The organism is Streptomyces sp. NBC_01445, from assembly GCF_035918235.1.
Lineage (GTDB): Bacteria > Actinomycetota > Actinomycetes > Streptomycetales > Streptomycetaceae > Streptomyces.
The window spans coordinates 2,461,546-2,481,421 of sequence record NZ_CP109485.1 but is presented as its reverse complement, the minus strand read 5'-3'; the positions used below and the strand labels follow the sequence as shown (position 1 = coordinate 2,481,421).

At 69.6% G+C, this 19,876-nt stretch carries 19 protein-coding genes and 2 pseudogenes; 8 read left to right on the top strand and 13 right to left on the bottom strand.

The annotated features are described in order from the left end of the window. The gene (locus tag OG574_RS11610) at positions 1 to 2,376 is read left to right on the top strand and encodes a glycoside hydrolase family 65 protein (RefSeq protein ID WP_326773132.1); all 2,376 of its coding nucleotides are present in this window, start codon (positions 1 to 3) and stop codon (positions 2,374 to 2,376) included. Positions 2,377 to 2,603: 227 nt separating this feature from the next. On the opposite strand, the gene OG574_RS11605 is transcribed toward OG574_RS11610, so the two are convergent. After that, positions 2,604 to 3,872 (bottom strand): APC family permease, encoded by a 1,269-nt coding sequence (locus OG574_RS11605; protein WP_326773131.1) that lies wholly within the window; start codon positions 3,870 to 3,872, stop codon positions 2,604 to 2,606. 462 nt (positions 3,873 to 4,334) lie between these two features. On the opposite strand from OG574_RS11605, the gene OG574_RS11600 reads away from it, so the two are divergent. Beyond that, on the top strand, positions 4,335 to 6,065 hold the full coding sequence (locus tag OG574_RS11600) for a sensor histidine kinase (RefSeq protein ID WP_326773130.1): 1,731 nt from the start codon (positions 4,335 to 4,337) through the stop codon (positions 6,063 to 6,065). Between the two features lie 92 nt (positions 6,066 to 6,157). Here OG574_RS11600 and OG574_RS11595 read toward each other — a convergent pair whose 3' ends face one another. The 3 genes from OG574_RS11595 to OG574_RS11585 form a co-directional block, all read right to left on the bottom strand. Continuing rightward, a complete protein-coding gene (locus OG574_RS11595) occupies positions 6,158 to 6,859 on the bottom strand; it encodes a response regulator transcription factor (RefSeq protein WP_326773129.1) in 702 nt (233 codons plus the stop codon). Between the two features lie 226 nt (positions 6,860 to 7,085). Beyond that, positions 7,086 to 7,529 carry a Crp/Fnr family transcriptional regulator gene (locus OG574_RS11590; RefSeq protein ID WP_326773128.1) on the bottom strand — a complete coding sequence of 148 codons (444 nt, stop codon included), beginning with the start codon at positions 7,527 to 7,529 and terminating at the stop codon, positions 7,086 to 7,088. Between the two features lie 223 nt (positions 7,530 to 7,752). Next, positions 7,753 to 8,337 (bottom strand): Rv1733c family protein, encoded by a 585-nt coding sequence (locus OG574_RS11585; RefSeq protein ID WP_326773127.1) that lies wholly within the window; start codon positions 8,335 to 8,337, stop codon positions 7,753 to 7,755. A gap of 424 nt (positions 8,338 to 8,761) precedes the next feature. On the opposite strand from OG574_RS11585, the gene OG574_RS11580 reads away from it, so the two are divergent. The 5 genes from OG574_RS11580 (at position 8,762) to OG574_RS11560 (ending at position 12,241) form a co-directional block, all read left to right on the top strand. Then, a complete protein-coding gene (locus tag OG574_RS11580; RefSeq protein WP_326773126.1) occupies positions 8,762 to 9,832 on the top strand; it encodes a zinc-dependent alcohol dehydrogenase family protein in 1,071 nt (356 codons plus the stop codon). Positions 9,833 to 9,851: 19 nt separating this feature from the next. Beyond that, complete coding sequence (locus tag OG574_RS11575) at positions 9,852 to 10,547, top strand: helix-turn-helix domain-containing protein (RefSeq protein ID WP_326773125.1); 696 nt, start codon at positions 9,852 to 9,854, stop codon at positions 10,545 to 10,547. A gap of 122 nt (positions 10,548 to 10,669) precedes the next feature. Continuing rightward, positions 10,670 to 11,110, top strand: coding sequence for a pyridoxamine 5'-phosphate oxidase family protein (locus OG574_RS11570; protein ID WP_326778435.1), 441 nt, complete (start codon positions 10,670 to 10,672; stop codon positions 11,108 to 11,110). A gap of 28 nt (positions 11,111 to 11,138) precedes the next feature. Further along, the gene (locus OG574_RS11565; RefSeq protein WP_326773124.1) at positions 11,139 to 12,014 is read left to right on the top strand and encodes a universal stress protein; all 876 of its coding nucleotides are present in this window, start codon (positions 11,139 to 11,141) and stop codon (positions 12,012 to 12,014) included. A 56-nt stretch (positions 12,015 to 12,070) separates the two neighbouring features. Further along, the gene (locus OG574_RS11560; RefSeq protein ID WP_326773123.1) at positions 12,071 to 12,241 is read left to right on the top strand and encodes a hypothetical protein; all 171 of its coding nucleotides are present in this window, start codon (positions 12,071 to 12,073) and stop codon (positions 12,239 to 12,241) included. Between the two features lie 157 nt (positions 12,242 to 12,398). Here the strand turns inward: OG574_RS11560 and OG574_RS11555 are convergent, their stop codons facing one another. The 7 genes and pseudogenes from OG574_RS11555 to OG574_RS11525 all read right to left on the bottom strand — a co-directional run bounded on the left by OG574_RS11555 (position 12,399) and on the right by OG574_RS11525 (position 17,647). Beyond that, a complete protein-coding gene (locus tag OG574_RS11555) occupies positions 12,399 to 12,479 on the bottom strand; it encodes a hypothetical protein (protein WP_326778434.1) in 81 nt (26 codons plus the stop codon). Continuing rightward, complete coding sequence (locus OG574_RS11550) at positions 12,443 to 13,279, bottom strand: universal stress protein (RefSeq protein WP_326773122.1); 837 nt, start codon at positions 13,277 to 13,279, stop codon at positions 12,443 to 12,445. Before OG574_RS11550 ends, OG574_RS11555 begins: the two co-directional genes overlap by 37 nt. A 264-nt stretch (positions 13,280 to 13,543) precedes the next feature. Continuing rightward, positions 13,544 to 14,002 carry a CBS domain-containing protein gene (locus tag OG574_RS11545; protein ID WP_326773121.1) on the bottom strand — a complete coding sequence of 153 codons (459 nt, stop codon included), beginning with the start codon at positions 14,000 to 14,002 and terminating at the stop codon, positions 13,544 to 13,546. A gap of 72 nt (positions 14,003 to 14,074) precedes the next feature. After that, on the bottom strand, positions 14,075 to 15,064 hold the full coding sequence (locus OG574_RS11540; protein ID WP_326773120.1) for an Acg family FMN-binding oxidoreductase: 990 nt from the start codon (positions 15,062 to 15,064) through the stop codon (positions 14,075 to 14,077). A gap of 245 nt (positions 15,065 to 15,309) precedes the next feature. Further along, positions 15,310 to 15,585, bottom strand: a complete 276-nt coding sequence (locus tag OG574_RS11535; RefSeq protein WP_326778433.1) for a DUF1918 domain-containing protein — start codon at positions 15,583 to 15,585, stop codon at positions 15,310 to 15,312. 99 nt (positions 15,586 to 15,684) lie between these two features. Continuing rightward, positions 15,685 to 16,981, bottom strand: a pseudogene (locus tag OG574_RS11530) (nicotinate phosphoribosyltransferase); the annotation flags it as partial. Between the two features lie 15 nt (positions 16,982 to 16,996). Further along, entirely contained in the window at positions 16,997 to 17,647 is a 651-nt protein-coding gene (locus OG574_RS11525; RefSeq protein ID WP_326773119.1) for a CBS domain-containing protein, read from the bottom strand. Positions 17,648 to 17,906: 259 nt separating this feature from the next. Here OG574_RS11525 and OG574_RS11520 point away from each other — a divergent pair, with 259 nt between their 5' ends. Next, positions 17,907 to 18,608: a CBS domain-containing protein gene (locus tag OG574_RS11520; protein ID WP_326773118.1), complete on the top strand. Its 702-nt coding sequence runs from the start codon at positions 17,907 to 17,909 to the stop codon at positions 18,606 to 18,608. A gap of 60 nt (positions 18,609 to 18,668) precedes the next feature. Here the strand turns inward: OG574_RS11520 and OG574_RS11515 are convergent, their stop codons facing one another. Further along, the gene (locus tag OG574_RS11515) at positions 18,669 to 19,322 is read right to left on the bottom strand and encodes a CBS domain-containing protein (protein ID WP_326773117.1); all 654 of its coding nucleotides are present in this window, start codon (positions 19,320 to 19,322) and stop codon (positions 18,669 to 18,671) included. Between the two features lie 41 nt (positions 19,323 to 19,363). Continuing rightward, positions 19,364 to 19,821: pseudogene (locus tag OG574_RS11510) on the bottom strand (Crp/Fnr family transcriptional regulator). Positions 19,822 to 19,876 lie beyond the last annotated feature (55 nt).

Below are 19,876 nucleotides of genomic sequence, written 5' to 3'. Positions count from 1 at the left end.
ATGCGGGACTGGACACTGGAGTACGAGGGCTACGATCCCGCCCAGGAGAGGCTGCGGGAGTCGCTGTGCACCCTCGGCAACGGCTATTTCGCGACCCGCGGAGCAGCACCGGAATGCGCCGCCGACGCCGTCCACTACCCGGGCACGTACGCAGCCGGCTGTTACAACCGGCTGCCCTCGGACGTGGCCGGCCGCAGGGTCGAGAACGAAGACATGGTCAACCTCCCCAACTGGCTGCGACTCCGCTTCCGTACGGACGCCGGGACCTGGCTCTCCCCGGACACCCACAAGCTCCTCGAGCACCGCCAGAGTCTTGATCTCCGTACCGGCACTCTGGAGCGCGTCGTGCGATACGAGGACGACGACGGTCGGCGTCTCGCCGTACGACAGTTGCGGGTGGTTCACATGGCCGATCCGCACCTCGCCCTGCTCCGGACCGAGGTCACCGCCGAGGGCTGGTCGGGGCGGCTGGAGGTCGAGTCGGCTCTGGACGGGACCGTCACCAACACCGGAGTCGAGCGCTACGACGCGCTCGCCCATCGCCACCTCACGCACGTCCAGACCGGATCGCCGGCGCCCGACACCGTCTGGATGCGCTGCCGCACCAGCACCTCGGACATCAGGATCGGCCTCGCGGCCCGCACGGTCGCGGACGCGCACGCGGAGACGGCGGTGGCGCACGAGCACGCCCGCGCCGTCCAGGTGCTCGGGTTCTCCCTGGCCGACGGGTGCACGGTGACGGTCGACAAGACCGTTGCCCTGCACACCTCGCGCGACCCTGCCATCAGCGACCCGCTGCACGCGGCGCTCGACCGGGTCCGCCGTGCCGCGGACTTCGAGACACTGCTGGAGTCACACCGCTCGGCGTGGCAAAGGCTGTGGCGCAACGCGGAGTTGGATGTGCCGACCAGCGCAGGGCCGGTGCTGCGACTGCATCTCTTCCACGTGCTGCAGACCCTGTCCCCGCACACCGCCGAACTCGACGTCGGCGTCCCGGCCCGAGGGCTCCACGGCGAGGCCTATCGCGGGCACGTCTTCTGGGACGAGCTGTTCGTCCTGCCGTATCTGAACCTGCATTTCCCCGAGGTCTCCCGGGCCCTGCTCACGTACCGCCACCGCCGTTTGGAACAGGCGTGCTCAGCTGCACGCGATGCCGGGCACACCGGCGCCATGTATCCCTGGCAGAGCGGCAGCGACGGACGCGAGGAGACCCAGCGACTCCACCTCAATCCGCGCTCCGGACGCTGGCTGCCCGATCACTCACGGCTCCAGCACCACGTCGGTTCAGCGATCGCCTACAACGTGTGGCAGTACTGCGAGGCGAGCGGCGACACGGAGTTTCTGCATACCAAGGGCATCGAGATGCTCGTTCAGATCGCCAGGTTCTGGGCCGGCGTCGCGGAGCTCGACCCGACGCTGGGCCGCTACCGGATCCGCGGCGTCGTCGGCCCCGACGAGTATCACGACGCGTATCCCGGCGCCCGTCATCCGGGGCTGGACGACAACACGTACACCAATGTCACCGCCGCCTGGGTGCTGACCCGCACCCTCGACGTCCTGCGCGGCCTGCCCGAACCGGTGCGCCGGGACCTGTGCGAGACCACCCGGCTCGAGCCGGCCGAGCTCGACCTGTGGGACGACTCCCGCAGGCTGCACGTGCCGTACCACGCAGGCGTCATCAGCCAGTTCGAGGGATACGGCGATCTGGCCGAGCTCGACTGGCCTGCCTACCGGGACCGTTACCGTGACATCCGGCGCCTCGACCGGATCCTTGAAGCCGAAGGCGACACCGTCAACCGCTACCAGGCGTCGAAGCAGGCCGACGTCCTGATGCTGGGCTATCTCTTCTCGCCCGCCGAACTCGCGGGCCTGTTCCGCCGATTGGGCCATGAGCTGGACGACACCGTGTGGCGTCGCACCGTCGATCACTATCTCCGCCGGACGAGCCACGGTTCGACCCTGAGCAGCCTTGTCCATGGATGGGTGCTGGCCAGGGCACGACGGGCCGAGGCGTGGACCTACGTCCACGAGGCCCTGGCGGGTGACATCGCGGATCTGCAGGGCGCCACCACGGGCGAGGGCATTCACCTCGGTGCCATGGCCGGCACCCTCGACCTCGTTCAGCGCGGACTGACCGGCCTCGAGACCCGCGGTGGCGCGCTGTGGTTCGACCCGGTGCCCTTGCCCGAGCTGTCCGAGTACGGGTTCGCGCTCCGCTACCGGGGACACCGCGGTGTGCAACTGAGGCTGAGCGCGGGCCGGCTGCGGGTTTCCGTGCCGGCGTCCGACCGGGACCCGATCGGCATCGCCCTCGCGGACCGCACCGTCTCGGTGGCGCCCGGAGAGTCCTGCACCCTCACTCTGCCCGGACGCTGAGGGACGACGCCCGCAGGTGTGACGGCCGAGCACATCCGGCCGAGTGCGTCACGCCGCGCAACCGGAGCAGGGGCCGACGCGGTGTCCGCCCGGTCGGAGGTGAGCTGTACGCGGGGCGCTGGCACAAGGCGCCCGCCCAGGCGCGTTTGCCGAGGACGGAGGGCCCTGTCGGCGCCGGGCCGTGAGGTTTGCCCGCCGGGGACCGGCCCGCTGGTCGCCCGAGGGCGTCAGTCGTCGCGTCGGTCCAGGGCCTTGCGCAGGCCGTAGGCGGCAGTGCCGGCCCCGATCACTGTCGCTCCCCACAGCGTAGAGGCCAGCGGGAGGGCAAAGGCCAGGGCCAGGCAGCCCGCTGCGCCGACGACGGGCACGATCCGCGCGGGGCGCCCCTCGGTCCGGGTGAGTGTCCAGGCCGAGGCGTTGGCGATGGTGTAGTAGGCCAGCACGCCGAAGGAGGAGAAGCCGATCGCGCCGCGCACATCCGTGGTCGCGGCCAGGACGGCGACCATCGCGCCGACCGCGAGTTCGGCGTGGTGCGGCACTTTGAACCGCGAGTGGACGGTGGCCAGCACATGCGGCAGGTGCCGGTCGCGTGCCATCGCCAGCGTGGTGCGGGAGACCCCCAGGATCAGCGCCAGCAGCGAACCGAGCGCCGCGACGACCGCCCCGACGCGCACCACCGGAGCCAGGCCTGGCACACCGGCGACGCGCACGGCCTCAGCGAGCGGCGCCGCGCTGTCGGCGAGCCGGTCCGGCCCGAGCACCGCGAGCACGGCGACGGCGACGGCCGCGTATACGACCAAGGTGATGCCGAGGGCGGTCGGGATCGCGCGGGGAATGGTCCTTTTGGGGTCGCGGACTTCCTCGCCGAGGGTGGCGATGCGCGCGTAGCCGGCGAAGGCGAAGAACAGCAGTCCGGCCGCCTGGAGCACGCCGCCGAAGGTGGCGTCCGTCCCGACGTCCAGACGCGCTGCCCGCGCCGTGCCGCCGAGCGCGCAGGCTGTGACCACGGCGGCAAGCACCGCCAGGACGACCGCGACGATCCCGCGCGTCAGCCACGCGGACTTCTGCACGCCGACGTAGTTCACCGCGGTGAGCGCCACCACCGCAGCGACCGCGACCGCGTGCGCCTGACCGGGCCACGCGTAGGAGCCCACCGTCAGCGCCATGGCAGCACAGGAGGCGGTCTTGCCGACCACGAAGCCCCAGCCGGCGATGTACCCCCAGAAGTCCCCGAGCCGCTCGCGTCCGTAGACGTAGGTGCCCCCCGACTGCGGGTACCGGGCGGCCAGGCGAGCCGAGGAGGTGGCGTTGCAGTACGCCACCGCTGCGGCCAGCGCCAGGCTCAGCAGTAGACCGGACCCGGCCGCGCCGGCGGCCGGGGCGAGCGCGGCGAAGATCCCCGCGCCGATCATCGACCCGAGCCCGATCATCACGGCGTCGAACACGCCCAGGTGCCGCTTCAGCTCCCCCGCCTCGGCAGACGCCGTCGTACTCATGGCTCGCTCCTCGACCACGGCCCGAAAGCCAGGACGGATTCCGGCATCGGCGCACGACGATATGGGAACAAAGTGTCGTGCAGGCGACCCGCACCCGGCTCGGTCGTGGGGCATGTCGGATCTACAGCGGCGGAGGCGCGGCTATCGTCACGGTCTGTGACGGCAGCACTCCGGCAGCCGGGGCGAGGTGTACGCATTCACTTCGGCAGCTCCGGAGGGCGGACGAGCGCGGCAGGATCACCGCCACGGGCGGGCAACCGGGAGGACTCGCCGGCAGTCACGCACCTGCCCGGCTGGTCGCCCGGCGCACGCGCGATCCGTTGTTCCTCACCGACCGCCCCTTTCGTTGGAATCGTTCCTCTTCGATGCGTTGAGCGTGATGCCGAGCCGTCCCGGACAGTACGGTGAAGACAGGGAATTTCGTCCCTTCTGCCTGTCTGCGTGAGTCGGTTGGAGGAAGCGATGAGCGGGGAAGGGGCGGGGGGCGCCGAGCAGTATCTGCCGAAGCTGCGCCTCGATGACCTGCTCGGCGAGCTGCAGGTGCGCATCGACGCGGCGCGTGGCATCCAGAACCGGTTGCACGGCCTGCTGGAAGCGGTCCTTTCGGTGGGCCGGGGGCTTGATCTGCCCCATGTGCTGAGGAGCATCGTCGAGGCCGCCGTGCTGCTGGTGGACGCCGAGTACGGGGCGCTGGGAGTGATCGGCGACGATCGCAAGCTGTCCGAGTTCCTCACGGTCGGCATCGACGACGAGCACCGCGCGGCCATCGGGGCGCTGCCCAGCGGACATGGGATCCTCGGAGAGCTGATCCGGCACCCGGAACCGCTGAGGCTGCCGGAACTCTCGGAGCATCCGAACTCGTACGGCTTTCCGGCCAACCACCCGCCGATGCACTCCTTCCTCGGCGTACCGATCCGGGTGCGTGACGAGGTGTTCGGGAACCTCTACCTCACCGAGAAGCGCAGCGGCAAGGAGTTCGACGCGGAGGACGAGGCGGTGCTCTCCACGCTTGCGGTGGCGGCGGGCGTCGCGATCGAGAACGCACGACTGTACGAGGAGACCAGACTCCGCGAGCGCTGGCAGCGGGCCAGCGGCAGGGTCACGAGCATGCTCCTGACCGGGGCCTCGAGTGCCGAGGTACTGGAGCTGATCGCCGAGCAGGCCCGGAAGATCGTCTCCGCGGACGCCGGGATGATCGCGGAGTGGGTGCAGGGCGACGAAGTGCTGCGGCCCGTGCTCGCGGTCGGTCTGGACGCGGAGCGACGCAGTGGCCTGGTGTTGTCTTCTGTGGAGGGATTCGTCGGTGCCGCGTTGAGTTCGGTCGAACCCGTGGTCACCGCCGACATCGGGCACGATTCCCGCACGGGCGAGGGCGAGGTGCAATGGACTGGCCTCGGTCCGGTGGCCGCTGTGCCGCTCGGTACCAGCGGGAAGGCGCGCGGTGTGCTGATCCTGGGGCGTGTGCCGGGCCGGCCGCCGTTCGGCGATGAGGACACCGGACCGCTCCTCGGTTTCGCCGATCAGGCGGCACTGGCACTCGAGCTGGCCGAACGGCGGCGGGACGCGGAACGGATCGTGCTGCTGCAAGACCGTGACCGCATCGCTCGTGATCTGCATGACCTGGCCATTCAGCGGCTTTTCGCGGCAGGGATGACGTTGCAGAGCGCCCAGCGCTTCATGGACCACCCTGAGGGCCTCGAGCGGCTGGCGCGGACGGTCGACGACCTGGACGACACCATCAAGATCATTCGTTCCACGATTTTCGGACTGCGTACGCACGGCGAGGCCGGGCCGGGCGCCACGGGTCTGCGCGGCCGGGTCTCGGACCTGGTGAAGACGTCGGCCGCCTCGTTCGGGTTCCTGCCCGCGCTGCGGATCGAGGGGCTCGTCGAGACGGATGTCCCGGGTGCCATCGCGGATCAGGTGGTCGCGGTGCTGGGGGAAGCGCTCAGTAACGCGGCACGGCACGCCGGAGCGCGGGCCGTGGACGTACGGCTGCGCTGCGGCGGGGGTGAGCTGACACTCGTGGTGACGGACGACGGCTGTGGGGTGCCGAGCGGCGTCGCACGCAGCGGCCTGAGGAACATGGAAGAGCGGGCGATCGCCCTCGACGGCAGCTTTACGCTCGGCGAGCGTGAGGAGGGAGGGGGGACACGACTTGTGTGGCGGGCACCCGTCCAACCCATGGCCTGACGCGGCGCCGGATCCTGACGGCGCGGGGGAGCCCTTGCGAAGTCAGTCCCGCCCCAGCGGTTGCGCCGCGGCGGGACTCGCCCGCGCAGGGCTCACCGCAGGGGGAGATCGCCGGCGTCGTGCTGTTCCAGCTGGGTGGCGAGTACTGCGGCCTGGACACGACGGTGAACGCCCAGCTTGGCCAGCAGTCGCGAGATGTGGTTCTTGACGGTCTTCTCCGACAGGTAGAGCCGCTTGCCGATCTCGCGGTTGGTCAGACCGTCCCCGATGAGCGCCAGGATGTCCCGCTCGCGCGGTGACAGACCTGCCAGCTCCGGGGCGAGTTCCGGCGTGGCGTCAGGGTCGGTGCGCAGGGACCGCATCAAGCGTGCGGTGGTCGCGGGATCGAGCATCGACTGTCCCGAGGCGACCGTACGTACCGCCGAAACCAGGTCGGAACCCTTGATCTGCTTGAGCACGTAGCCCGATGCCCCGGCCATGATCGCGTCGAGCAGGGCTTCCTCGTCGTCGAACGACGTCAGCATCAGACAGGCCAACTCCGGCATCTGGCTGCGCAGTTCCCGGCAGACGCTGATTCCGTCTCCATCGGGGAGCCGGACGTCGAGGACGGCGACGTCCGGCCGGAGGGCCGGTCCGCGGGCCAGCGCGTGCTCCATGTTCTCCGCGTCCCCGACCACCGAGATGTCCGGCTCCGCGTTCAGGAGGTCGGACAGGCCGCGCCGGACGACCTCATGGTCGTCCAGCAGGAAGACACGGATCGGGTTCTGCTCCGTGAAGGTACGTGCCTCGGCCATGACGACCCCTCGTTCCCCGAGCGGACCACAGGTTGTCTCTGACGACGATCATTATCCCTCGGCGGCCGGATGCACTAGGGCCGACTGGCCCAGCTCGGATGAGCGGCACGGTGAGCGGTCCGCGTGGCCGGGCCCCGCCCTGCGAGTGAGGGAGGCCATGTATACGCGATCTTGCATGGCGATGCGCGCGGAGGGAACTCGGTGGTCAAAGAGCACTGCCGCTGCCCTAAGGCGCATACAGGTCCAGCAGTCGGGTCCGCGTGGCCTGCAGCCGGTGGGCGACGACGCTGCCCACCCATTGGGTCACCGAAGCGGCGAGCGCTGGATCTTCCCGGCACATGTCATGCACTGCGGCGGCATCGAACTCGTAGGCACGAACCGGGCTCGTCGCCTCGGCGCCCAGGTGCCAGGTGTGCGGTGGGAACAGCCAGGACCAGCCGACGAGTTGATCGTGGGTGAGAGCCTCCACGACGGCTTCGCGGCGGCCCGGCACATGGAGGTCGAGAGAGACATTGCCGCTGCGGATGATCCAGAACCGGTCGGCGTGACCGCCCTCCTTGAACAGACGGGTGCCCTGTGGGAACGACACCTCGCGGGCGACGCTCATCAGCCGTTCCCTGTATTCGGCGGGCAATGCCCGCACCATCGTGACGGTGGGAGAAGCGTTCATGGTCCTGCCTTCTCCTCGAGCGGAGGTCTTCCCACCTCCAAGGTCTCTCTGAGCAGGACTTTCTCGCCATGGGCCACCCGGCCCTGCGGGCGGTCCGCATGGCACCGCCCACGGCCTCCGACAGGGCTCGCCCCGGTCGGATGTGTGGCTGCCGCATGTTCCTCCGGCACCCCCGGCCTCAGGTCCGGACGCCAGCCACACACATGGGTCGACGAGGCCCGCGTCATGTCGTCCTGCGCCCCCAACGAGGCCCGACTTGGTCCCACTCGCGACCCCACCGGTCGTAGCGCCGCTGGTCGAGTCGCCACTGCGCGAGGCGCCCCGCGGCGAAGACCAGACCGCCGAAGGCGAGTGCGGCACCCGTGCCGAGCGTGCCCGCCTCGACGGCAGCCGCTTTCGCGGCCGGCGGCTTCTCGGTGAACTGCCCGTTGCTGTCCAGCCAGACTGTGACGCGTGAACCGGCCTTGCGGCCGGAGTCCACCGGGGCGCGGCCGGTCCGGACGGATCCGTCCGGCGCCGTCCATCGAATCTTCGCCCGAACCGGGCGGTTGGTGTTGCCTTCCTCCGTCTGCATCGCACGGGTGGTGCTCTCGACGAGGACGACCCGGGCCGGGTGCCGATCGTGCCGCAGTTGTGCGAACGACGCTTCGGCGGCCTGTGCGGTGATCACGCCGACGAGAGCTCCGCCCAGGCTGATGACCACCCACATGGCGAGGATGATCCAGGTCTCGACGATGTCGTCGCGGCGGCGTAACGGATTGCTCCGACACCGCCACCGCCAGCACCTCAGTGGCTTGGTCCTGCGCATGGCGCTGCACCTCCTCGTCACCTCCCCCAGTACAAGAAGGGGATACCCCGGGAGGGCGGGGGTGGCAGAGGCCGACCAGACCGGCTTCCGGGCCATGTGGTGCTCAATCGCGTCAAGCACCCGTCCGCAGTGCCGCGTTTCGTATGGCAGTCGCAGCGCCGGTGCAGGGGCGAAGCGGGTTCTGCCTGCTCTGACTTCGCGGTTGGCCCGAACGGCCCCGCATCGCCTGCCGATGGGGACCGCCCGGCCCATGTGGGGAGCCTCGCGTAAAGGCACGCTGGAAACACGAGGCTGCTCCGAGAGAAGGACAACCGCGCAGCGACAGCCGCCGCCGTCGGAACAGGCGCCACGTCGAAGGGAAGCGCGCAGGAGCCTCGCTGTCATCGGCATGACTGACGGTCGGAAGGCACCGGGAGGAAGCGCCATGAAGGCACTCGTATTCCATGGCTCCGGTACGTCCGCGTGGGAGGACGTACCGGACCCAGGCATCCAGGACGCCACTGATGTCGTTGTCCGCGTCGACGCCGTGACCATCTGCGGGACGGATCTGCACATCCTCAAGGGCGACGTGCCAGAGGTGAGTCCCGGCACGGTGCTCGGGCACGAAGCCGTCGGTGAGATCGTCGAGGTGGGCAGCGACGTACGCAGTGTCCGCCCAGGCGACCGGGTCCTGGTCTCGTGCATCACGGCATGCGGCCGATGCCGCTTCTGCCGGGAGGGTACGTACGGACAGTGCCGGGGCGGCGGCGGCTGGATTCTCGGCCACCTGATCAACGGCACCCAGGCCGAATACGTCCGCGTCCCCCATGCCGACCTGTCCACCCACCTTCTGCCGGGCACGGTGGACAGCAAGGACGCCGTTCTGCTCGCCGACATCTTCCCCACCGCTTACGAGGTGGGTGTCCTCAACGGGCGCGTGGCGCCCGGAGACACCGTCGTCGTGGTCGGGACCGGTCCCATCGGGCTGGCGGCGATCGCCACGGCAGGGTTCTTCACCCCCGAGAAGATCATTGCCGTGGACCTCGACCCCTTCCGGCTCGACGCCGCGAAGAATCTGGGTGCCGACGCCGTGGCCCTCGCGGGCGACGAGGCCGAGCAGTTGGTGGCGGACCTCACGCAGGGCCTGGGCGCCGATGTGGTGATCGAGGCCGTGGGGGTGCCGGAGAGCTTTGAACTGTGCACGCGCATGGTGCGACCGGGCGGGCATGTCGCCAACGTCGGTGTACACGGGAAGCCGGCGACTCTCCACCTCGAAGACCTGTGGATCAAGGACGTGACGATCACGACCGGCCTGGTCGACACGCACTCCACGCCCACTCTGCTGCGCATGATGGCCGCCGGTCGCCTGCCGGCGTCGTCCATGGTCACCCACAGCTTCTCGCTCGACGACATGGAGGAGGCGTACGACGTCTTCTCGCGCGCCGCCGACACCGGCGCGCTCAAGGTTGTCCTCGGCGAGCCTCGGCACGACGCACTGACAACCAGGTCCTCCTGACAGGAAGAGGTGAAGAGCCATGTCCGAAAAGGCATCACCGAACGCGGCGGCTGTACCGGCGAGCGGCGCACAGGGCGACATCGGGCGCCGCATCGCTCAACGACGCCAGGAACTCGGTCTGACCCGTGAGGAGACGGCTGCCAGGGCGGGCATCGCACCGGCGTACATGCAGTACCTGGAGGAGAAGTCCACCGCCATGCCGGGCATGAGCGTCCTGATCCGGCTGGCCGACGTCCTGGACATCCGCCTGTCGGCGCTGCGCGGCGGCGACGTGGACCTGCCACCCGGCATCGGCAGGGCAGCCCGCCACCCCGAGTTGACCGAACTGAGTGTGGAGGAGTGCTGGGCGCGGCTGTCGACGCACGGTGTGGGCAGGGTCGCCATCGACAGCCCGGCCGGGCCGTTCGTCATGCCCCTGAACTACAGCGTCGTCGATGGCGCGATCGCTTACAGGACGGCACCGGACGCGACGCCCGCGACCGCCGTCGGCACCCATGTGGCCTTTGAGGTCGACCACATCGACGAGGCTCTGAGCCAAGGCTGGAGCGTGCTGCTGCAGGGGCACGCCAGGGCCGTGTCGGATGCCGACGCCGTGCGACGGCTGAACGCGCTCGCCTACAGCGCTCCTTGGGCCGGGGGCGAGCGTGACATGTGGGTACGCATTGACCCGGACAGCATCAGCGGGCGCCGGATCGTGGTGTGCCGAGAGGGATGAAGCCGTCGGTGTGGACAGGGGTCCACTCAGCTGTGGACCTGGACCGATGGCCGCGAACCCGTCGCTCTCGCTCCGACGGAATGAAGCGCGGCATCTGTACCGCGGGAGAGTTGAACCCGGTGATGTATCAAAAGGACGGCGTTCGAGAACTCGATCGGCAGGAGTGCCTGCGGCTCCTGGCCACGGCACGCGTCGGCCGAATCGTCCACACGCGCCACGCCCTTCCTGCGGTGCTGCCCGTCCCCTTCTGCCTTGATGCCGATTTCGCCGTGGTGGTGCGGACTTCGGCAGAGTCACAGCTTGCGGTCGCGATCGACCGTGTGGTGGTCGCCTTCCAGGCGGACGAAGTCGATCCGGCTGTGCACTCCGGATGGAGTGTGGTGGTCACCGGACGCGCCACAGTGGTGACCGACGCCGCCGAGTACGGGAGGCTGCGCCGGACCGGCCCACGCTCCTGGAGGGCCTCTTGCCATGACATCTTCTTCCGTATCGAGCCAGAGCTGGTTACCGGCAGCGAACTCGGCGCATGGCCCTTGGCCCATGAGGCGCGTGGCACGTCGTGACAACGTGCAGTGAAAGGCGGTGGGGAAGATGCAATTGCCCCTGATCGTGGGTGTCGACGGATCGGATTCGAGCCTTGTGGCCATCGATTGGGCGGTCGACGAAGCGGCCCGGCTCGGTGTCCCTCTGCGGCTCGTCCACGCTTCCAGATGGGAGCGCTACGAAGGCCCCGCTCTGCCGGGCACCCTGGATCGGCCCTCCGAACAAGTGACGGCGCAGAACATCGTCGGATCCGCCGCGGAGCGGGCCATGCGGCGCAACCCAGATGTGAAGGTCTCGGCCGAGGCGTTACCGGAAGACCCGGTCTACGCGCTGTTGCGCGAAGCCCGAAACGCGACGGCGGTGGTGACGGGATCACGCGGCCGGGGTGAACTGGTGGGCCTGCTCCTCGGCTCGGTCGGCCTGGGGGTGGCGGCTCGCGCCGAATGCCCGGCGATCGTGGTCCGCGGTGACAAGGCCGGACTCCATGGTCAGCACGAGCGGATCCTGCTCGGCGTGGGCGACCCCGCCACAGGCGCGGAGGCGGTGCGCTTCGCCTTCCGTGAGGCCGAGTCGCGCGGGTGCACTCTCGATGCCGTACGGGCCTGGCGCTGCCCCGCGCACGAGACCACGGACCACCCCCTGCTCGCCGACGCACCGGAGCGTTACCACGAGGACGAGGCGTCGGCCCGGCTCGACGCCGTGCTCCACGAGGCGATGGCGGACCACCCTGACGTCAAGGTGCATCGGGTGACCCCCGAGGGGCCGGCGCGGAAGGTGCTTCTGCACCGCTCTGCCGCCGCGGACCTTGTGATCATCGGAACCCAGCGTCGGCACGGACACTTCGGCCTCCAACTCAGCCGCGTGGGCCACACTCTGCTGCATCACGCGGACTGCCCGGTGGCGATCGTGCCGCAGCGCGCGTGACGAGCACTGTCCCGATCTTCCAGCTCAGCGACCGGGTTCACACCGCAAGGTGGGACATGAAACTTCTGGTCGGATGCGCCACCGCAGACAGTTCGACCCGCGAGATCGCACGGCACCTGGCAGCGCGCCTGACCGCAAGCGGCGTGGACGCCTGTGCGTGTCCGGTGGCCGAGGTGGGGGACGCCGACACGTTCGAGGCGTTGGTCCTCGGCAGCGCGATCCAATGACAGGCGTGGCTGGAGTCGGCGAAGGACTTCGTGCGCCACAACAGCGACACCCTGCGCTTCCGCCCGGTGTGGATGTTCAGCGTGGGGATGATCGACGCGATACGAGGGCCGTGGAAGCGCCGGGAGACAGGGCAACCGGGATCCCGCTGTTGCGCGGTCACTCGTAGGGGACGACGGCCACCGGCGCTGCGCTGTGGTGGATCACCGCCTGTGCGACATGGCCGAGATGAGGTCCCAGCGGAAGGCGGCGCCGCTGACGCCCCACGATGACCAGGTCCGCCCCCGCGCAGCATGGAGAAGTTCGCCGGCTGCCACGCCGACCACGGCCTTTTTCGTGACCTGCACCCCCGGGAACCTGGGCCGCCCGGGTCGCAGCAACCCCGTCAGACCCTCGGACGCGTGTCGGCCGAGCTCGACGCCGATGCCAGGGTCGGTGATGGCCGCGTACCCGTACGAGGCGGGAAGGGCCCAGCTGTGCAGGACGTGCAGGGTCCCGCCCCTGCGGGCGGCCTCACCGAAGGCGAAGGCGATGAGCGGGTCGCACGGATGGTAGATGTCGAGACCCAGGACGATGCCTCCCGAGCCTTGATCGGTGATGGCTGGTTCCGATGGTGCCTGCGTGCCATTCTCACTTCGAACCAGGACCACAGGTTGTGTTGCCGCTGCGACGACGGCAAGGGACACCGAACCGGTGAGGAAGCCGACAAAGCCGCCGACCCCGCGCGAACCGAGTACGGTCAGATCGGCCTTGTCCGCGGCGACGGTGAGTTTGTCCCCCGCACGGCCACGCGCATGCTCGGTGACGACCTCCAGCCCGGGGTGGTCTTTGCGTGCCCGGTCCGCCGAGTCACGCAGCAGGTTCTCGGACCAGACGTCCGTCGACGGCGTGAACGCCAGTGGAACCGGGGCGACCGGCCACGCCTCCACGTGGACAAGGTGCAGCGGTACGTCACGCAGAACAGCTTCCCTTGCGGCCCAGCCTGCGGCTGCGAGGCTTTCGGGGGAGCCGTCCACACCGGCGGTGACGTGAGGAGTCATGGTGGCCTCCTTGTGGTGCGTCGGGTTCCGGGAGCCGGAGCCCACACAGCCAGCCTCCTTGCTCTGCCTTGGACGGGGGAGGGCCGAGAGGGCCTGATCCGGCCCGAAGGTCCCATCCCTGCAGGAGCGGTTCGGCCTGCCGGGCTGCGCTTGATCCGCCTGCTGGTTTCGATGCTTTGGCGCGGACTTCGGTCCAGGGGAAGGCGACAGCCGGCAAGAGTTGTCTGCAGCCCGTGCAGAGCGGTTGTTTCCGGAGGGTCCGATTCACGGTTCAACCGAAGCCCCACCTTCATGCGGAGGTCCGGGCGGCTCCCGCAGTACGCTCCAGGCGACCGGTCCCAGCAAGTCCGCCAGTCGCCGCAAGACGTCGAGGAAGAGATCATCGATCGTGAGCACACCCACCGCCTCGCCTTCGCGCAGCACAGGCAGGCGGCGTACCCCGGTGCGGCGGAACGTCCGGTAGGCCGCTTGAATGTCGTCGTCGACGTCGACGACGACCGCCCGTGCCGACATCACCGCGTCCACCCGGGTCTCCGGGGCCAGGCCACCACCCAAGCCACGCAGAGCGATGTCGCGGTCGGTGACGATGCCGCGCAACACTCCGTCCTCGATGACGAGGAGGGAGCCGACGGCTGACTGTGCCATCAGCCGGGTCGCTTCGGCCAGGGAGTCGTTGGGTGCGATGCACACGGGCGGAGAGGCCATCACCTGCGAGACCTTCATGCGCCTACTCCTTGCCATCGAGTTCCGACCGCTCTCTTTGCACCGTGACGCAGGTGTTCCGACACACCCTTCTCAGATGATGTCGAGCAGTTCGGCCACCGGTCGCCGAGGGCTCGCGGGGCCGTCGGGGCCGTAGCCGAGCCGGAGCACCATCTGTACGTGGGCCATGGCGGAGAGGGGGTCGCGGGCCGCCCATCGGGTTTCCGGCCACTCCAGGGGCTGGGAGGTCATCGAGGCGACGAGCCCGTCCATGGTCGCCTGCAGCAGGACACGCTGCAGTGCCTGTCCCGCGCGCAGCCAGTCGGCAGGCCCGTCGTGATCTGTACCCAGCAGGGCGACGTGCGGGTTCTTCTCGAAAGTCGCCCAGCCACGTTGTGGCATCGGACGGCCGGCGGTGAAGTCGCGCACCGGCGCTGTGGTCCCGCGTTGGCCGGGGCCGAACGCCTCGGCGGGGACGCCGTCGGCCGCCTCGGCGGAATCGACCGGTTCTGTGCGGGTCCACTGCACCGTTTCCCTGCGCAGCTCTGGGTCGTCTGCTTCCCGCCCCTCGGCGTCACCCGCCAATTCCACGATTTCCTGCACGTGCCAGGCACTTGGGAACAGCAACTGCGCGCCCTCAGCGCGGGCCGCGCCGAATATCCGTTCCCTCAGGGCGGCAGGGATTTCGACGTCACGGTAGGGAAAGCGGCTGGAGTGCCGGCGGTGGATCGCCGGGCGCAGGCGGGCGAGTGCCGTGTCAGGGTGCGCGGTGTCGCTCAGCCGCACCTCGGCGAGAAGGTCTGTGTCGTCCGGGTCGGGGAGTAGCCGGACGACTGGCTCCAGCCCCGCCGAAGCGGCGGCCACGCGCAGATTGAGCAGCGCTGCGCCGCACCCGAGATGAAGGCCTCGCTTCTCCGGGTCGGTCCGTGGCAGGTCGCGCGCCAGGTCGGCGTACAGGCGCAGGACGCCGGAGCTGCGAACGTAACGGAACGCCCAGGGCTGTGCGTTGTGCAGGGAGGGTGCCGCACCGGCGTCTGCTACCAGCGTCGTGACAGTGTTCGTATCAATGGTTTGTGCAGTCACGGTGGCTTCCCTTCCATGCCGGGTGTGCCGACGCGGCCGGGGAGACTGCCGTCCCAGCAGCTGATCACCGGCCAAGCACCTCGGTCCGCATTCCGCTTCCAGCTTGTGCCCCGCGGGCCGCAGCGTGGCAGGGCCGTATGGGCTGCACTCGGGCCCGAGTGGCCTTCCCACTCACTAGCGTGAGCGGCTTTGCTGACGGTCCGGCGACGCTCGTGCAGGGCAATACGACGAGGAACGGCCGGTGTTCACTCGGACCGGACATGGCCGTCCCCCGCCTGAGGCGTGACGGGCGCCGATGGCACGTCGGTGATCGTCTCCATGGAGGCCGGCTCATGCGTCAGGTGGCGGACGTAGGCATCCGGCCCGGGAAAGTACAGGGTCACTCGCCCATCCTCTGCCCAGCTCACGTCGTAGGGTGGGCTGCCGTCGCGGTGGTGAACGCCGACGGCTTCGCCGTCCCGCGTGACAACCCCGGCCGTGGTACCGCGTACGACGATCTCGTCGCCAGTACGGGCGTACACGGCGGTGCCGCTCGGCGTCGGGTCGGTCCTCGGCGCCGCAAGGTCGCTTTCCCGCGGGGATGCGGGCGTGGTCACTGCTGCCTCACCCCCTTGCTGCGGCGGTGCGGCGCCGCTTCTTGAGGGAATCCTGGCCTCGATGTCCGAGCGGACCCTCAAGGTGAGTTCCTGCAGTGCCCTGGACCGGTTTGCGGTCACCGGTTCGGGGTCGTGGATCCGCCGGGCGGATGCCGGCAGCGCGTCGATGTCCTCGCGGAACCGTTCGCGCGCGTCCTGCCAGCGGTCCGGCGGTCCTGTTCGCCGACCGCCACGTATCACTGTGCGCAGCAGTGGCCGTGCCGAGTCCGGCGGTTCCTCCCACGACAGAGCGACGACGTCGGGTTGCCCGGCGCGCCGGTAGACCTGTTTGCGGCCCGGGGCCGTGACCTTCGCCGAGGACAGCTTCATCACGGGGTTGCCGTCGTACTCGACGAGCTTGTACGCGGAGTCCAGGTACGGGGCGTCCGCGGCGACGCCGACGCGGGTGCCCACGGCGAACACGTCGATCGGGGCACCGGCGTCCACCAGGCGGGCCACGCCGTACTCGTCGAGCCCGCCGCTGGCCACGATGCGCACGTCGGGTAGTCCGGCATCGTCCAGGATGGCTCGTGACCGGCGCGAGAGGGCGTCGAGGTCGCCGCTGTCCAGGCGGATCGCGCAGCCGGGGCCGCGCCGAAGGTCGTTCAGAACGCGAGCGGCGACCCCTATGCCCGCCTCGGTGTCGTAGGTGTCCACGAGGAAGGTGAGGGGGCCGGGGTGGCAGCGCGCGAAGGCTCGGAACGCCTCGTCTTCACTTTCGAAAGTCTCGATGTAGGAGTGCGCCATGGTCCCTGAAGCCGGGATGCCGAGGGATGTGGCCGCGGCCACGTTGCTGGTTCCCGCAAAGCCGACCATGGCTCCAAGACGGGCCGCCTGCCTGCCCGCCCACGGGCCGTGCGTGCGGCGCACAGCGAAGTCCACCACCGGCCGTCCGGCGGCCGCCAGGACGCAGCGCGCCGCTTTGGAGGCCACCACCGTCTGGTGGCAGAGCTGGTTGAGCAGGTAGGTCTCGACGAGCTGCGCCTGCGGGAGTGACGCGGTCACCTCGAGCAGCGGCTCGCCGGCGAACGCCGAGGAGAGGTTCCAGGTCCCGCACCGGGCGGTGCATCGCGGCGGCGAACTCTTCGACGTCTTCGCGTTCGACGCGGTATTCGGAGAGGAAGTCCAGTGCGGGCTCCAGGCCCGCCGCGACGAGGAAGCCCCGGCCAGGTGGGAGGTCGCGGACGAAGAGGCTGAAGGTGGCCGGGGCCCGCATGTCCTCGCGAAGGTAGGACAGGGCCATGGTTACTTCGTAGAGATCGGTGGTGGTGACGTCGGACATGGTTGTCGCCGCCGGCTACTGAGCGGTTTCGCGCGCGAGGTCGAACTGCACGTCGACGACTCCTTCGACGGACCGCACCAGGCGCGCTGCGATGGGGACCATGGCGGTGTCGTGGACGCGGCCCGTCAGGGTGGCCACTCCGTCATGCACCTCTACTTGAATGACGGACGGAGGCGGGAAGAGGGAGGACACGATCTCGTGCCGGACCTCCTCGGCGATCTTGTCGTCCCCGCGCAGGAAGACCTTGAGCAGGTCAGCACGGCTGACGACGCCCTCCAGCAGGCCTACGTCGTCCACCACGGGCATCCGCTTGACCCCTTCTCGTGCCATGGTGCGCGCGGCCTCGGCGAGCGTGGCGTCGGCACGGATCGTGACGGCGGGGGAGGACATGAGGTCCCCTGCGCTGAGAGCGTCGGCCTTCGCCACGTCGACCGGCTGGCGCAGCTGGAGGTAGGCCTCGTCGGGGTTGTCCCTGAGTTCCTCCTTGGGCAGCAGGTCGGCTTCGGAGACCACGCCGACCACTCGTCCCTCGCCCTCGATCACAGGGAGGGCGCTGATCTGCCTGTCTTGCATCAGCTGCACGATCTCCTTGAAGGCGGCCCGTCGGCCGACGGCGGCAACCGTGTGGGTCATGACATCGCTGACGATGTGCGGGGTGCCGTACATGATGACTCCGTAAGGTCTGCGTCGGTCCTGCCGATTCCAGCCTGTGCCGATGAGGGGAGGGCTGACCAGGGGCCATCTGGCCCCTCGGTCGGGCCGTACGGTTTCAGGCGGCTGACGTGGGCGGTGTCAGTGGGAGCCGGTCGCGCTTGGGGCAGGGCCGGCGGTCGAGTGTGTCGGGCCCACTCGGCCCATGCCCGGGACGGGTCCGAGGCCGCAGCCTGAAAGTGTCCGAGACGACACCCGAGCCCTGGAGGATGCCATGAACGGCACTCCGACCCTTGTGAACGACGTGATGACGCACCGGGTCGTCGCACTGCGGACAGGCGCGGCCTTCAAGGACATAGTGAAGGCCATACGCGACTGGCGGGTGAGCGCGCTCCCGGTGCTGGACGACGCCGCACACGTCGTCGGTGTTGTCTCCGAGGCCGATCTGCTGCCCAAGGAGGAGTACAGGGGAGGAGATGTCGGCCGCTACGGGCAGGTGCAGGATCTCGCGGATGTCCGCAAGGCGGACGCTGTGACTGCGGGCGAGCTGATGACCGCTCCTGCCGTCACCGTGGCGCCCGACGCCACCCTTGCCCACGCCGCACGTGTCATGGCACGCAACAAGGTCAAGCGGCTGCCGGTCGTGGGAGGCGACGGGACTCTGGAGGGCATCGTCAGCCGCTCCGACCTGCTGAAGGTCTTCCTGCGGGAAGACGAGGCCATCGTCGAGGAGGTGCGGCGCGATGTCGTCGTTCGGCTCTTCGGCACCCATACGGAAGCGATCGGGGTCGAGGTCCACGACGGTGTCGTCACGCTTGCCGGCCACGTCCACGAAACCGCCCTCATCCCACTCGCCACTCGCCTCGCACGGGCCGTGCCTGGTGTGGTGTCCGTGCAGTGCGCGCTGGTCGGGATGCCCCGCCACCCGGACCTCGACCCCGACCTCCCGGGCACCGGCCGGGCCGTCACTCCCTGAGTCCGGGCCGTCGGTACAAGCCGTCGGTACAAAAGAGCGGTAGACGTTCGCCGCGCCGCTTCATGCCCCGTCGGCTGCAGTGAGTCGGCAGTCCACGCCCACGATGCCCTCGACGCCTCGCACCAGGCGCGCGGCAAGCGGAATGCGAGTGGCGTCCTGGACCCGTCCGGTCAGGGTCCCGACGCCGTCGACCACTGTGATGTGCACGGGCTCGACCGGGGCCGGGAACAGGACGTCGAGAACGTCCCGCCGTATCTCGTCGGCGAGGTCGTTGTCCGGGCGCAGGAACACCTTCAGCAGATCGCCACGGCTGACAACGCCTTCGAGTACCCCCTCGGCATTCACCACGGGCAGTCGCTTGACGTGCCGGAGCGCCATGATGCGGGCCGCCTCGGCGAGTGTGGCGTCCTCGTGGACGGTGACGGCCGGCGTACTCATCAGCTCCTCGGCGTACACCGCCCCGGCCTTCGCCATGTCGGCCAGGCGATGCAACTGGGTGTACCGGTCCGGATCGCTGTCCCGGAACTCCTCCTTGGGCAGCAGATCGGCCTCGGACACCACCCCGATCACCCGGCCATCGCCCTCCAGCACGGGTACGGCGCTGACCTTCCACTGCTCCATGCGTTCGACGAGGTCCTTGAACCGGGTCTTGCGGCCCACGGCGACGACGGCGCGCGTCATCACGTCATTCACACGGTGAGGGCTGGTGTCCATGTTCTCCTCCTCGGAACGCCGGCGACGACGGGACACTGCGGTCATGCCAGACCACCGCTGCCGTGAGGGGCGTAGAGGTCGAGCAGCCGGATTCGGGAGGCGTGCAGCCGGTCGGCGACCACGAGCCCGACCCAGACCGCGATCACCCGGCCGAACTCGGGGTCCTCGGCGCACGCCGCCCGCACGGCCTCCGCATCGAACTCCCAGGCCCGCACCGGGCTCATCGCCTCGGCGCCAGGTGCCAGATGTACGGCGGGAAGTGCCAGGACCAGCCGACCAGTTCGCCGTGCCCGAGCGTTTCGATGACGGCGGGCCGCGGGCCTGGCACGTGCACGTCCAGAGCTACGGTGCCGGTTCGCACGATCCAGAAGTGGTCGGCTCGCCTGCCCTCCTCGAACAAGCGGGCCCCGGCCTCGAAGGAGACCTCACGGGCGAATTGCATCAGCCGTTCGCGATGTCCGGGGGGGAGGGCCGCGTTCATGGTGGTGGCGGTTGTCATCACACCGGCTCCCTTCATTGCTCCTGCTCCCAGGGTGGGCGCGCCGAGCCCCCAC

Bases quoted from the DNA above. Each gene is read 5' to 3' on its own strand.
- OG574_RS11525 (WP_326773119.1), bottom strand. From the start codon at position 17,647: ATGTACGGCACCCCGCACATCGTCAGCGATGTCATGACCCACACGGTT.
- OG574_RS11605 (WP_326773131.1), bottom strand. From the start codon at position 3,872: ATGAGTACGACGGCGTCTGCCGAGGCGGGGGAGCTGAAGCGGCACCTG.
- OG574_RS11520 (WP_326773118.1), top strand. From the start codon at position 17,907: ATGAACGGCACTCCGACCCTTGTGAACGACGTGATGACGCACCGGGTC.
- OG574_RS11600 (WP_326773130.1), top strand. From the start codon at position 4,335: ATGAGCGGGGAAGGGGCGGGGGGCGCCGAGCAGTATCTGCCGAAGCTG.
- OG574_RS11560 (WP_326773123.1), top strand. From the start codon at position 12,071: ATGAAACTTCTGGTCGGATGCGCCACCGCAGACAGTTCGACCCGCGAG.
- OG574_RS11580 (WP_326773126.1), top strand. From the start codon at position 8,762: ATGAAGGCACTCGTATTCCATGGCTCCGGTACGTCCGCGTGGGAGGAC.
- OG574_RS11570 (WP_326778435.1), top strand. From the start codon at position 10,670: ATGTATCAAAAGGACGGCGTTCGAGAACTCGATCGGCAGGAGTGCCTG.
- OG574_RS11610 (WP_326773132.1), top strand. From the start codon at position 1: ATGCGGGACTGGACACTGGAGTACGAGGGCTACGATCCCGCCCAGGAG.
- OG574_RS11565 (WP_326773124.1), top strand. From the start codon at position 11,139: ATGCAATTGCCCCTGATCGTGGGTGTCGACGGATCGGATTCGAGCCTT.
- OG574_RS11515 (WP_326773117.1), bottom strand. From the start codon at position 19,322: ATGGACACCAGCCCTCACCGTGTGAATGACGTGATGACGCGCGCCGTC.
- OG574_RS11590 (WP_326773128.1), bottom strand. From the start codon at position 7,529: ATGAACGCTTCTCCCACCGTCACGATGGTGCGGGCATTGCCCGCCGAA.
- OG574_RS11550 (WP_326773122.1), bottom strand. From the start codon at position 13,279: ATGACTCCTCACGTCACCGCCGGTGTGGACGGCTCCCCCGAAAGCCTC.
- OG574_RS11585 (WP_326773127.1), bottom strand. From the start codon at position 8,337: ATGCGCAGGACCAAGCCACTGAGGTGCTGGCGGTGGCGGTGTCGGAGC.
- OG574_RS11595 (WP_326773129.1), bottom strand. From the start codon at position 6,859: ATGGCCGAGGCACGTACCTTCACGGAGCAGAACCCGATCCGTGTCTTC.
- OG574_RS11575 (WP_326773125.1), top strand. From the start codon at position 9,852: ATGTCCGAAAAGGCATCACCGAACGCGGCGGCTGTACCGGCGAGCGGC.
- OG574_RS11545 (WP_326773121.1), bottom strand. From the start codon at position 14,002: ATGAAGGTCTCGCAGGTGATGGCCTCTCCGCCCGTGTGCATCGCACCC.